The sequence below is a fragment of the Acidovorax sp. FG48 genome (genome assembly GCF_057809085.1).
On sequence record NZ_JBMDJH010000003.1, the window covers coordinates 183,791 to 195,798 of the forward strand.

Genomic DNA, 12,008 nt, shown 5'->3' on the forward strand with positions numbered 1-12,008 from the left:
AGTGGCCCGGTGAGGCCGGCCCACGGTGGCCGCTAGATTGGGATGGGGGTGTTTTGGTGAAGTGGTGCCCTATGGCTTGGCAGGCGAGAAAAAATCCACCCGGTCGGTGATGATGCCGTCCGTGCCTAGCGCGATGAGGCGCTGCGCTGCCCAGTCGTCATTCACCGTATAGCTCAGCGTACGCATGCCCATGCCCTGCACTTGGGCCACCAGGGCTTGGTCCCACAGCGCGTAGTTGCACACGATGGCTATGCAGCCGAGCGCCTGGGCCTTGTCAAAACACCCGTCCCACAGCGCGTCGATCAGCAGCGCGCGGGGAATGTAGGGGGCGGTGGCCATAGCACCGGCCAGTGCCTCGGGCTTGAACGACGAGAACAGGGGCGGCACAGCCTGGCCTTGCCACAGCCGCGCAGCGTATTCACCCACCACGCGGCCAGTGACTTCTTCCTGCCCCGGCGTGGGCTTGATCTCGATGTTCAGGAAAAAACCGTTGGCGATGCAGTAGCGCGCCAGGTTCTCCAGCGTGGGCAGGGGCTCGCCCGCGTGGCTGCGAGAGTGCCAGCCGCCGGCGTCCAGCTGGGCGAGCTCGGCCCAGGGCAGATCACCGCCGGTGCCGTGGCCGTTGGTCGTGCGCTCCAGCGTGGCGTCGTGCATCAGAAAGGGCACGCCGTCGGCACTCAGCTTGGCGTCGCACTCGAACATGCGGTAGCCGTACTGGGCGCCCAGCCGGAACGCGGCCAGGGTGTTTTCAGGGGCCAGCTTGCCAGCGCCGCGGTGGGCGATCCAGCGGGGGTAGGGCCACGGGACGAGGGGGGAAGAGGGTGCGCTCATGCGGGTTCACCAAATTTCAGCAGGTTGCCGTGGGGGTCGATGACGAACATCTCCTTCATGCCCCAGGGCTGGACGGTAGGGGGCGCCAGTTGCAGGCCCCGTGCCGTGAAATCCGCGTGCAGCAAGTCAGTGTCTGCACGCACGTAGCACGAGGTGTTTTCTGCAATGTGGCGCTCGGTGCAGTGCCAGAAGTGCAGTTCGCACCCGTCGCGCTGCAGGATCAGGTAGTGGTCCATCTCCAGCAGCGCGGTGAAGCCCAGCCGTTCGACGTAGAACTGCCGGGTTTCCGCCAGGTGCAGCGAGGCCAGCACCGGCACGGTGGCGAGAATGCCTTGCCCGGCGCGGACGGCTTCACCCGGCTGCACAGGCTCAGCCGGGGATGCGTTTGCCCGTGGTGGCATCGAACGCATGCAGGCGGTCGGGGCGCGGCAGCACATGGATCACCGAGTCGGGCTGCGGCGCGTGGGTGCCTTCCTCCACGCGCACGATGATCTGCTCGCCGTTGAGGCGGCCGTAGATCAGGCGCTCGGCGCCCAGCAGCTCCACGGTTTCGACCGTGACCGCCCAGCCCTCGCTGCCCACGTCCAGATGCTCGGGGCGGATGCCCAGGATGGTGCCCGGCTTGGCGCCCGGGGCGTTCTTGAGCAGGTTCATGGGTGGCGAGCCGATGAAGCTGGCCACAAAGGTGGAGGCGGGCGTGTGGTAGACCTCTTCGGGCGTGCCGAACTGCTCCATGTTGCCTGCGTTCATCACGATCATGCGCTGGGCCAGCGTCATGGCCTCGACCTGGTCGTGCGTCACGAACAGGCTGGTGATGCCCAGTTCGCGGTGCAGTTTCTGGATTTCGAGGCGCGTCTGGGCGCGCAGCTTGGCGTCCAGGTTGGACAAGGGCTCGTCAAACAAGAAGACTTGCGGCTGGCGCACGATGGCGCGGCCCATGGCCACGCGCTGGCGCTGGCCGCCGGACAGCTCGCGCGGCTTGCGCTCCAGCAGGTGCGAGAGTTCGAGGATCTTGGCGGCCTTGTCCACGCGGCGCTGGATTTCTTCCTTGGGCACCTTGGCGATCTTCAGGCCATAGGCCATGTTCTCGAAGTTCGTCATGTGGGGGTACAGCGCGTAGTTCTGGAACACCATTGCGATGTCGCGCTGGGCGGGTTCCAGGTCGTTGACCACACGGTCGCCGATGCGCAATTCGCCGCCGGAGATTTCTTCCAGACCCGCCACCATGCGCAGCAGGGTGGACTTGCCGCAGCCCGAGGGACCGACGATGACGACGAACTCGCCGTCCTTGATCTCGGCGTTCACGCCGTGGATGACCTGGTTGGCCTTGGGGCCCACGCCGTAGCGCTTGACGATGTTGCGAAGAGAGAGGGATGCCATATGTGCAATGAATTTGATAGCTACAGGGGCTTATTGAACAAGCGCTTGCAGGGGTTTTGTCTTATTTTTCGGTATCCACCAGGCCTTTGACGAACCAGCGCTGCATCACCACCACCACAAAGGCGGGCGGCAGCATGGCCAGCAGGGCCGTGGCCATCACGATGTTCCACTCGTTGCCTGCATCGCCGCCGGCCAGCATGCGCTTGATGCCGATCACCACGGGGTACATGTCCTCGGAGGTGGTCACCAGCAGGGGCCAGAGGTACTGGTTCCAGCCGTAGATGAACTGGATCACGAACAGCGCTGCGATCGAGGTGCGCGACAGCGGCACGAGGATGTCCTTGAAGAAGCGCATGGGGCCGGCGCCGTCCACACGCGCGGCCTCCACCAGCTCATCGGGCACCGTCAGGAAGAACTGCCGGAACAGGAAGGTGGCGGTGGCCGAGGCGATCAGCGGCACCGTGAGGCCCGCGTAGGTGTTGAGCATGCCCAGGTTGGACACCACCTGGTAGGTAGGCCCGATGCGCACTTCCACCGGCAGCATCAGCGTGATGAAGATCAGCCAGAAGCAGATGCCCTTGAAGGGAAAGCGGAAGTACACGATGGCAAACGCCGACAGCAGCGAGATGGCGATCTTGCCCAGGGTGATGACGATGGCGGTGATGAAACTCACCCACATCATGCGGGCCACGGGGGCGCTGGAGCCGGGGCCGGAGCCGCCGCCAAACAGCGCATCGTGGTAGGTCTGCCAGAAGTTGCTGCCGGGCACCATGGGCATGGGCACCTGCACGATGTCCTGCGCCGTGTGCGTGGAGGCGACGAAGGCCAGGTACAGCGGAAAGCCGACGATGATCACGCCCAGCACCATGATGAGGTGCGAGAACGCGGTGAGGTAGGGACTACGTTCAACCATTTCAGTACTGCACTTTCTTTTCGACGTAGCGGAATTGGATGACCGTCAGCACCACGACGATGGCCATCAGCACCACCGACTGCGCGGCCGAACCGCCCATGTCCATGGCCTTGAAACCGTCGTGGTAGACCTTGTAGACCAGGATGGAGGTGTCGCGCCCGGGGCCGCCTTGCGTGGTGGAGTCCACGATGGCAAAGGTGTCGAAGAACGCGTACACGACGTTGATCACCAGCAGGAAGAACGTGGTGGGCGACAGCAACGGGAACTGGATGCTCCAGAACCGGCGCCAGGGGCCGGCGCCGTCGATGGCGGCAGCTTCGATCAGGGACTTGGGGATGGATTGCAGGCCCGCGAGGAAAAACAGGAAGTTGTAGGAGATCTGCTTCCAGACCGCAGCAATCACGATCAGTGTCATCGCGTGGTCGGAGTTGAGCATGTGGTTCCAGTCAAAGCCCGACTGGCGCAGCATGTACGCCACCACGCCCAGCGAGGGGGAGAACATGAACATCCACAGCACGCCCGCCACCGCCGGAGCCACGGCGTAGGGCAGCAGCAGGGCGGTCTTGTAGACGATGGCGCCCTTGATGATGCGGTCGGCAAAGATGGCGAGGATCAGCGACAGGCCAATGCCCACCACCGCCACCAGGATCGAAAAGAAGGCCGTGGTCTTGAACGATGCCAGGTAGCCTGGGTCCTCGAACAGGGCCTTGAAGTTGTCTAGCCCCACCCATTCGGTGGACATGCCAAAGCTGTCCTGCATCTGGAACGACTGCACCAGGGCTTGGCCTGCGGGCCAGAAGAAGAACACGCTGATGATGACCAGCTGCGGCGCCAGAAGCACCCAGGGCAGCCATGCAGAGCGGAAAAGTACGCGTTTTTCCATGACGAAACTCTCAAAAAGAAAACCCCGCCGCCCCGTGAACCATGCTGGCTGACGGGGCGGCGGGCTTTCGGTGTCACCCTGCTGTGGGGCGGGGTGGCACCGACAGATGGTGGACCGTACTTACTTGTTGGCGCGTGCGAAGCGGGCCAGTTGTTCGTTGCCACGGGTCACAGCGGTGTCCAGGGCTTCCTTGGGCGACTTCTTGCCCGACCAGATCTGTTCGGTTTCCTCGTCGATGATCGTGCGGATCTGCACGAAGTTGCCCAGGCGGATGCCGCGCGACTTGTCGGTGGCCTTGCGGATCATCTGCGTCACGGCCACATCGGTGCCGGGGTTCTTGTCATAGAAACCGGAGGCTTCGGTGAGCTTGTACGCGCCCATGGTCACAGGCAGATAGCCCGTGCGCTGGTGGCTGGCGGCCTGCACCTTGGTGTCGTTCAGGAAGTTCAGGAAGCTGGCCACGCCCTTGTACTCCTCGGGCTTCTTGCCGGCCATCACCCACAGGCTGGCACCACCGATGGCGGTGTTCTGGGGAGCGCCCTTCACGTCAGGGTAGTAGGGCAGGGTGGAGATGCCGTAGGCGAACTTGGCTTCCTTGGCCACGCGGGCGTACAGGCCCGACGAGCCGGTGATCATGGCGCATTCACCGGAGGGGAAGGATGCATCGGCGGTGTTGTTGCGGCCCTTGTAGACGAAGCTGCCTTCCTTGGAGGCCTTGGCCAGGTTCTCGAAGTGGCGAACGTGCAGGGGGGTGTTGATCTGCAGCTGGGCGTCGTTGCCATCAAAGCCGTTGTTCTTCGATGCGAACAGGGTGTTGTGCCACAGCGAGAAGCTCTCCAGCTGCGTCCAGCTCACCCAGCTGGTGGTGAACGGGCAGCTGTGGCCGTTGGCCTTTAGCTTGGAGGCAGCAGCGAACACTTCGGGCCAGGTCTTGGGCGGTTTGTCGGCGTCCAGGCCGGCCTTCTTGAAGGCGTCCTTGTTGTAATAGAAGATGGTGGTGGAGCTGTTGAGCGGGTAGCTCAGCATCTGGCCGTTGGGGGCGGTGTAGTAGCCGGCCACTGCGGACACGTACTCGGTGGGCTCGAACTTGAAGCCTGCGTCGTTCAGCACCTTGGCCGCAGGCACGATGGCGCCCTTGCTGGCCATCATGGTGGCGGTGCCCACTTCGAACACCTGCAGGATGTGGGGAGCATTGCCGGCGCGGAACGCGGCGATGGCACCAGTCATCGATTCGTCATACTGACCCTTGTACGTGGGAACCACCTTGTACTGGGTCTGGCTGGCGTTGTATTGCTTGGCCAGGTCATTGACCCAGTCGCCCAGCGCTGCACTCATCGAGTGCCACCATTGGATCTCAATGGGAGCCTGCGCTTGTGCAGGCACGCAGACCGACATGGCAACAGCAGCACAGACCGCCAGAAGCTTCGTTTTCATGAATATTTCCTCCGAGGATGACGAAAAGCACAAGGGCCGGATGCTATGCAGCCTTTGTGACATTGATATGTCGTTGTCGCATGACCTCGCGGCATGCATCAACCGGGGAAACCCCTTGGGTTACCCGTGAGGGGTGCGATTGTGACCTTTTTGTGACAAGGTGTGGCGCATTTGCCGAGGCTTGCAAGGTTTTGTGCAATGCACCATGCTGGTGACTGCTCACCTGCGTGGGCACCCTCGGTTCGTTCGCGCCGTCGCGCGCCGGACCTTTCCTTCTTTCATCCCTCCTCCTTCATCGCCATGGCCACCAATTCGCTCGACAAGAACAAGATCAAGTTTCTGCTGCTCGAAGGCATCCACTCCTCCGCAGTGGATGTGATCCGGGCGGCGGGCTATACGCAGATCGAGACGGTGTCCGGTGCGCTGCCTGACGAGGAACTCAAGCGCAAGATCGCCGATGTGCACTTTGTGGGCATTCGTTCGCGCACCCAGCTCACCGAAGAGGTGTTTGCCCAGGCCCACAAGCTGGTGGCTGTGGGCTGCTTTTGTATTGGCACCAACCAGGTGGATCTGAATGCGGCGCGCGAGCGGGGGATTGCGGTGTTCAACGCGCCTTACTCCAACACCCGCTCTGTGGCCGAGCTGGTGCTGGCCGAGGCCATCCTGCTGCTGCGCGGGGTGCCCGAGAAGAACGCCGTGGCGCATCGGGGCGGCTGGCTCAAGAGCGCCGACAACGCCTACGAGATCCGCGGCAAGACCCTGGGTATCGTGGGTTATGGCTCCATCGGCACGCAGCTGTCGGTGCTGGCCGAGGCGCTGGGCATGCACGTGGCCTTCTTTGATGTGGTCAACAAGCTGCCCCTGGGCAATGCGCGGCAGGTGCAACACCTGCACGACCTGCTGGGCCAGAGCGACATCGTGAGCCTGCACGTGCCCGAGCTGCCCTCCACCGAGGGCATGATTGGCGCCGCCGAAATTGCGGCCATGAAACCCGGCGGCATCCTCATCAACGCCGCGCGGGGTACGGTGGTGGATATTGAAGCGCTGGCTGCGGCCCTCCAGGCCAAGAAGCTGCTGGGCGCCGCCATCGACGTGTTCCCCGTCGAGCCGCGTACCAACAAGGACGAGTTCCAGTCGCCCCTGCGCGGGCTGGACAATGTGATCCTGACCCCGCACATCGGCGGCTCCACCATGGAGGCGCAGGCCAACATTGGTCTGGAGGTGGCCGAGAAGCTGGTGAAGTACAGCGACAACGGCACCAGCACCTCGTCGGTCAACTTCCCCGAGGTGGCGCTGCCGGCCCACCCCGGCAAGCACCGCCTGCTGCACATCCACCGCAACGTGCCGGGCGTGCTGTCCGAGATCAACCGCATCTTCTCGGACAACGCCATCAATGTCTCGGCCCAGTACCTGCAGACCAACGAGAAGATCGGCTATGTGGTGATCGACATCGATGCCGCCTCGTCCGACCTGGCGCTGGACAAGCTGGCCCGGGTGAGCGGCACCCTGCGCAGCCGCGTGCTGTTCTGAGGCTCTGGCAGGGCTGCTTCGGCTCAGCCGGGCAGCCCTGGCCCGGCAAGCCATAGGCCGGTGGCTTAAAATCGCGCCCCCACCCCAGGTAGACCCCCATGAATGTACCGATCGCGCTGGCGGCCTTGCAGACGCAGGCCGCCGAGCCTGCCCGACTGCGAGAAATTCCCTATAACTACACCTCGTTCTCCGACCGGGAGATCGTGATCCGGCTGCTGGGCTCCGCCTCCTGGGAGGTGCTGGACCAACTGCGCAAAGAGCGCCGCACCGGCCGTTCGGCCCGCATGCTGTATGAGGTGCTGGGCGATATCTGGGTGGTGCAACGCAACCCCTACCTGCAGGACGACCTGCTGGACAACCCCGGCCGCCGCAAGCTGCTGGTCGATGCGCTGAACCATCGGCTGGCCGAGATTGAAAAGCGCCGCACCCCCGCCGACGACGCCGACCGCGACCGCCTCGTGGGCGAGCTCGTCGTCGCCGCGCGCCGTGCGGTGGCCGAGTTCAACGCCACCTTCGAGCAGGCCGCGCAGCTGCGCCGCCAGATTCAGCGCACGCTGGGCCGCCTTACGGCCAAGGACAACATCAAGTTCGACGGCCTCTCGCGCGTGTCCCACGTGACCGACGCGACCGACTGGCGTGTCGAGTACCCGTTTGTGGTGCTCACCCCCGACACCGAAGTCGAGATGGCGGGCCTGGTCAAGGGCTGTATTGAGCTGGGCCTGACCATCATCCCGCGTGGAGGCGGCACCGGCTACACCGGCGGCGCGATCCCGCTGACCTGGAAGAGCGTGGTCATCAACACCGAAAAGCTCGAAGCCATGACCGAGGTGGAGATGCGCCGCCTGCCGGGCCTGGACCGCGAAGTGGGCACGGTGTGGACCGAAGCCGGTGTGGTCACCCAGCGCGTGGCCGATGCGGCCGAGCGCGCCGGTTTTGTATTTGCGGTGGACCCGACCAGCGCCGAGGCCAGTTGCATTGGCGGCAACATCGCCATGAACGCAGGCGGTAAAAAGGCCGTGCTGTGGGGTACCGCACTCGACAACCTGGCCAGCTGGCGCATGGTCACGCCCGACGCCCAGTGGCTGGAGGTGACGCGCCTGGACCACAACATGGGCAAGATCCATGACGTGGAGGTCGCCACCTTCGAGCTGCAGTACTTCGAGGCCGATGGCAAGACGCCCGTGCGCACCGAGCGGCTTGAAATTCCGGGCCGCACCTTCCGCAAGGAAGGCCTGGGCAAAGACGTGACGGACAAGTTCTTGGCGGGGCTGCCCGGCATCCAGAAGGAAGGCTGCGACGGCCTCATCACCAGCGCGCGCTGGGTGGTGCACCGCATGCCCGAGCACACGCGCACCGTGTGCCTGGAGTTCTTCGGCAACGCCAAGGACGCCGTGCCCAGCATCGTCGAGATCAAGGACTTCATGTTTGCCGAGCAAAAGCGCAGTGGCGTGCTGCTGGCGGGCCTGGAGCACCTGGATGACCGCTACCTGAAGGCTGTGGGCTACGCCACCAAGAGCAAGAAGGGCAACGGCGGCCTGCCCAAGATGGTGCTGATTGGCGACATTGCCGGCGACAACGCCGACGACGTGGCCCGCGTGACCAGCGAGGTCGTGCGCCTGGCCAACACCCGCAGCGGCGAAGGCTTTGTCGCCATCACGGCCGATGCGCGCAAGAAGTTCTGGGCCGACCGCAAGAAGACGGCGGCCATCAGCCGCCACACCAACGCCTTCAAGATCAACGAAGACGTGGTGATCCCCCTGCCGCGCATGGCCGAGTACACCGACGGCATCGAGCGCATCAACATTGAACTGAGCCTGCGCAACAAGCTCAAGCTGTGCGACGCTCTGACCGAGTTCTTCGAACGCGGCAACCTGCCCCTGGGCAAGCACGACGCCGACGACGAAGTGCCTTCGCCCGAACTGCTGCAAGACCGCGTGGCCCAGGCCATCGCTCTGGTCGAAGAGGTGCGCGCCCTCTGGCAAGGCTGGCTGCACGATGTGGAAACCCTGTTCCCCCAGCTGCAGGACCACACCCTGCGTGCCAGCTGGAAGACCCAACTGCGTGCGCCGCTGCAAGGCATCTTCACCGGTGCGGCGTTCAAGCCCATCCTGGACGAGGCCGTGGCCATCCACAAGCGTGTGCTCAAGGGCCGCGTGTGGGTGGCGCTGCACATGCATGCGGGCGATGGCAACGTGCACACCAACATCCCCGTCAACAGCGACGACTACGAGATGCTGCAGACGGCGCACGAGGCCGTGGCGCGCATCATGGTGCTGGCACGCAGCCTCAATGGCGTGATCTCCGGCGAACACGGCATTGGCATCACCAAGCTGGAGTTTTTGACCGACGACGAACTGCGTCCCTTTGCCGAATACAAGCGCAAGGTGGACCCGGAAGGCCGCTTCAATAAAGGCAAGCTGCTCCGAAATCAGGAGCAACCAGGGCATGTTCCACTAGCGCTTGGTGCCGATTCGGCTTCAAAACCTGCGCTGCATGCCGATCTGACCAACGCCTACACGCCCAGCTTCGGGCTGATGGGCCACGAGTCGCTGATCATGCAGCAGAGCGACATCGGCGCCATTGCCGATTCGGTCAAGGACTGCCTGCGCTGCGGCAAGTGCAAGCCCGTGTGCTCCACGCACGTGCCGCGCGCCAACCTGCTGTACAGCCCGCGTAACAAGATCCTGGCGACCTCGCTGCTGGTCGAGGCGTTTTTGTACGAAGAGCAGACCCGCCGGGGCGTGAGCATCAAGCACTGGCAGGAGTTTGAAGACGTGGCCGACCACTGCACGGTGTGCCACAAGTGCGAGAGCCCTTGCCCGGTGAAGATCGACTTCGGCGACGTCACCATGAACATGCGCAACCTGCTGCGCAAGATGGGCAAGAAGACCTTCCGCCCTGGCAACGCGCTGGCCATGACCATGCTCAATGCCACCAACCCCGACACCATCAAGCTGATGCGCTCGGCCATGGTGGACGTGGGCTTCAAGGCCCAGCGCATGGCCGTGGACCTGCTGCGCAAGGTGGGCCGCAAGCAAACGGCCAAGCCGCCAGCCACGGTGGGCACGGCTCCGATCAAGGAGCAGGTGATCCACTTCATCAACAAGAAGCTGCCCGGCGGCCTGCCCAAGAAGACGGCGCGCGCGCTGCTCGACATCGAGGACAAGGACTACGTGCCCATCATCCGCAACCCGCAGGCCACCACGGCGGAGACGGAGGCGGTGTTCTACTTCCCGGGATGTGGCTCGGAGCGCCTGTTCTCGCAGGTGGGCTTGGCAACCCAGGCCATGCTGTGGCACGCGGGCGTGCAGACGGTGCTGCCGCCGGGCTACCTGTGCTGCGGCTACCCCCAGCGCGGCTCCGGCCAGTTCGACAAGGCCGAGAAGATGATCACGGACAACCGCGTGCTCTTCCACCGCGTGGCCAACACACTCAACTACCTGGACATCAAGACCGTGGTGGTGAGCTGCGGCACCTGCTACGACCAGCTGCAGGGCTACGAGTTCGACAAGATCTTCCCGGGCAGCCGCATCATCGACATCCACGAGTACCTGCTCGAAAAGGGCATCCAGCTGCAAGGCAAGGGCGCCTACCTGTACCACGAGCCCTGCCACAACCCCATGAAGCAGCAGGACTCGATGAAGACGGTGAAGGCGCTGGTGGGTGAACAGGTGCTCAAGAGCGACCGCTGCTGCGGCGAGTCGGGCACGCTGGGTGTGACTCGGCCCGACGTGTCCACGCAGGTGCGCTTCCGCAAGGAAGAAGAAATCCGCAAGGGCGAAGCCAAGCTGCGCGAGAGCGGTGCCGTGGGTGCCCAGGACAACGTGAAGATCCTCACCAGCTGCCCTAGCTGCCTGCAGGGCCTGAACCGCTACGAAGGCGACCTGAACAACGGCCTGCTCGAAGCCGACTACATCGTGGTCGAGATGGCGCGCGAGATTCTGGGCGAGAACTGGATGCCCGAGTACGTACACCGTGCCAACAACGGCGGCATTGAGCGGGTGCTGGTCTGATGGCCTGCCCCTTGTGCGCTGAAGACGGCGGCGCATTGGTCTGGCGTGGCGAGCGCCTGCGTGTCATCCGCGCGCAGGAGGTGGGTTTCCCCGCCTTCTACCGCGTGGTGTGGAACGTGCACGTGGCTGAGTTCTCGGACCTGACTGCCGCCGACCGCGTGCACTGCATGGAGGCGGTGACGCTGGTGGAGCAGGCCCTGCGCCAGCACCTGGCGCCCACCAAGGTCAACATCGCGGCCCTGGGCAACATGGTGCCGCACCTGCACTGGCATGTGATTGCACGGTTTGACTGGGACAGCCACTTCCCTGCCCCGGTATGGGCCGCAGCGCAGCGGCCCAGCCCCGCAGCGCAAGAGGCCGCCGTGTTGGCCCTGCTGCCCGCGCTGGAGGCGCAGCTGGAGTCCCAGCTAGCGCAGTGGGCCGCCCGGTAACCTTGCTGGCAGCGTGTGCCGGGGCGGGTGGGACAATGGCAGCCGTCGTTTCTGACAACAGTTTTCTCAAGGTGATTCCATGGCAGGTTTGAAAGCGGGCGCTCCCACGCCACAGGCCCTGACGGTGCATGAACAGTCGCGCGTGCTGGAGGTGGGCTTTTCGGATGGCGCCACGTTCCGCATTCCGTTCGAGCTGATGCGCGTGTACTCGCCCTCGGCCGAAGTGCAGGGCCACGGCCCGGGCCAAGAGGTGCTGCAGACGGGCAAGCGCAATGTGGCGCTGGTCAACCTGGAGCCCGTGGGCAACTACGCCGTCAAGCCCACGTTCTCTGACGGGCACGACAGCGGCATCTTCACCTGGGACTACCTTTACGAACTGGGCCAGAAGCAGGACGCGCTGTGGGCCCAGTACACCGAGCGGCTGGCTGCGGCCGGAGCCGATCGCGACGCGCCCATGGCGCCCAAGGGTGGTGCAGGGGGCCATGCCTGCGGCGGCCACTGAGGCTGTGCGCAGACGCGCGGGGGGGGGGCTGGCACCTTCAGCTGCACAAGCCCCTGTTCACCAAGGTGCTATTGAAAATATAGCTGTCAAC

Annotated in this window: 10 protein-coding genes; 4 read left to right on the forward strand and 6 right to left on the reverse strand. The window is 64.3% G+C overall.

Going from position 1 to position 12,008, the window contains the following annotated elements:
• Nucleotides 1-69 precede the first annotated feature (69 nt).
• The 6 genes from ugpQ to ugpB all read right to left on the reverse strand — a co-directional run bounded on the left by ugpQ (nt 70) and on the right by ugpB (nt 5,441).
• A complete protein-coding gene (gene ugpQ / locus ACODSU_RS05750) occupies nt 70-831 on the reverse strand; it encodes a glycerophosphodiester phosphodiesterase (protein ID WP_488840766.1) in 762 nt (253 codons plus the stop codon).
• A complete protein-coding gene (locus tag ACODSU_RS05755; protein ID WP_310227385.1) occupies nt 828-1,232 on the reverse strand; it encodes a bleomycin resistance protein in 405 nt (134 codons plus the stop codon). Before ACODSU_RS05755 ends, ugpQ begins: the two co-directional genes overlap by 4 nt.
• A complete protein-coding gene (locus ACODSU_RS05760) occupies nt 1,201-2,211 on the reverse strand; it encodes a sn-glycerol-3-phosphate import ATP-binding protein UgpC (RefSeq protein WP_488840768.1) in 1,011 nt (336 codons plus the stop codon). Before ACODSU_RS05760 ends, ACODSU_RS05755 begins: the two co-directional genes overlap by 32 nt.
• A 61-nt stretch (nt 2,212-2,272) precedes the next feature.
• The gene (gene ugpE / locus ACODSU_RS05765; RefSeq protein WP_015012735.1) at nt 2,273-3,124 is read right to left on the reverse strand and encodes a sn-glycerol-3-phosphate ABC transporter permease UgpE; all 852 of its coding nucleotides are present in this window, start codon (nt 3,122-3,124) and stop codon (nt 2,273-2,275) included.
• Between the two features lies 1 nt (nt 3,125).
• Nucleotides 3,126-4,007, reverse strand: a complete 882-nt coding sequence (gene ugpA, locus ACODSU_RS05770; RefSeq protein ID WP_015012736.1) for a sn-glycerol-3-phosphate ABC transporter permease UgpA — start codon at nt 4,005-4,007, stop codon at nt 3,126-3,128.
• Between the two features lie 120 nt (nt 4,008-4,127).
• Entirely contained in the window at nt 4,128-5,441 is a 1,314-nt protein-coding gene (gene ugpB, locus ACODSU_RS05775) for a sn-glycerol-3-phosphate ABC transporter substrate-binding protein UgpB (protein ID WP_488840770.1), read from the reverse strand.
• A gap of 300 nt (nt 5,442-5,741) precedes the next feature.
• Between ugpB and serA the strand changes: the two genes are divergently transcribed.
• From serA to ACODSU_RS05795, 4 genes are all read left to right on the forward strand, one after another.
• Nucleotides 5,742-6,971, forward strand: coding sequence for a phosphoglycerate dehydrogenase (serA, locus tag ACODSU_RS05780; RefSeq protein WP_015012738.1), 1,230 nt, complete (start codon nt 5,742-5,744; stop codon nt 6,969-6,971).
• Between the two features lie 98 nt (nt 6,972-7,069).
• On the forward strand, nt 7,070-10,984 hold the full coding sequence (locus ACODSU_RS05785) for a DUF3683 domain-containing protein (protein ID WP_488840772.1): 3,915 nt from the start codon (nt 7,070-7,072) through the stop codon (nt 10,982-10,984).
• On the forward strand, nt 10,984-11,415 hold the full coding sequence (locus tag ACODSU_RS05790; protein ID WP_309826352.1) for an HIT family protein: 432 nt from the start codon (nt 10,984-10,986) through the stop codon (nt 11,413-11,415). Before ACODSU_RS05785 ends, ACODSU_RS05790 begins: the two co-directional genes overlap by 1 nt.
• Nucleotides 11,416-11,494: 79 nt before the next feature.
• Nucleotides 11,495-11,917, forward strand: coding sequence for a gamma-butyrobetaine hydroxylase family protein (locus ACODSU_RS05795; protein WP_015012741.1), 423 nt, complete (start codon nt 11,495-11,497; stop codon nt 11,915-11,917).
• Nucleotides 11,918-12,008 lie beyond the last annotated feature (91 nt).

Coding starts and splice junctions, on each gene's coding strand:
- ugpE (WP_015012735.1), bottom strand. CDS start 3,124: ATGGTTGAACGTAGTCCCTACCTCACCGCGTTCTCGCACCTCATCATG.
- ACODSU_RS05760 (WP_488840768.1), bottom strand. CDS start 2,211: ATGGCATCCCTCTCTCTTCGCAACATCGTCAAGCGCTACGGCGTGGGC.
- serA (WP_015012738.1), top strand. CDS start 5,742: ATGGCCACCAATTCGCTCGACAAGAACAAGATCAAGTTTCTGCTGCTC.
- ugpA (WP_015012736.1), bottom strand. CDS start 4,007: ATGGAAAAACGCGTACTTTTCCGCTCTGCATGGCTGCCCTGGGTGCTT.
- ACODSU_RS05785 (WP_488840772.1), top strand. CDS start 7,070: ATGAATGTACCGATCGCGCTGGCGGCCTTGCAGACGCAGGCCGCCGAG.
- ACODSU_RS05755 (WP_310227385.1), bottom strand. CDS start 1,232: ATGCCACCACGGGCAAACGCATCCCCGGCTGAGCCTGTGCAGCCGGGT.
- ugpQ (WP_488840766.1), bottom strand. CDS start 831: ATGAGCGCACCCTCTTCCCCCCTCGTCCCGTGGCCCTACCCCCGCTGG.
- ugpB (WP_488840770.1), bottom strand. CDS start 5,441: ATGAAAACGAAGCTTCTGGCGGTCTGTGCTGCTGTTGCCATGTCGGTC.
- ACODSU_RS05790 (WP_309826352.1), top strand. CDS start 10,984: ATGGCCTGCCCCTTGTGCGCTGAAGACGGCGGCGCATTGGTCTGGCGT.
- ACODSU_RS05795 (WP_015012741.1), top strand. CDS start 11,495: ATGGCAGGTTTGAAAGCGGGCGCTCCCACGCCACAGGCCCTGACGGTG.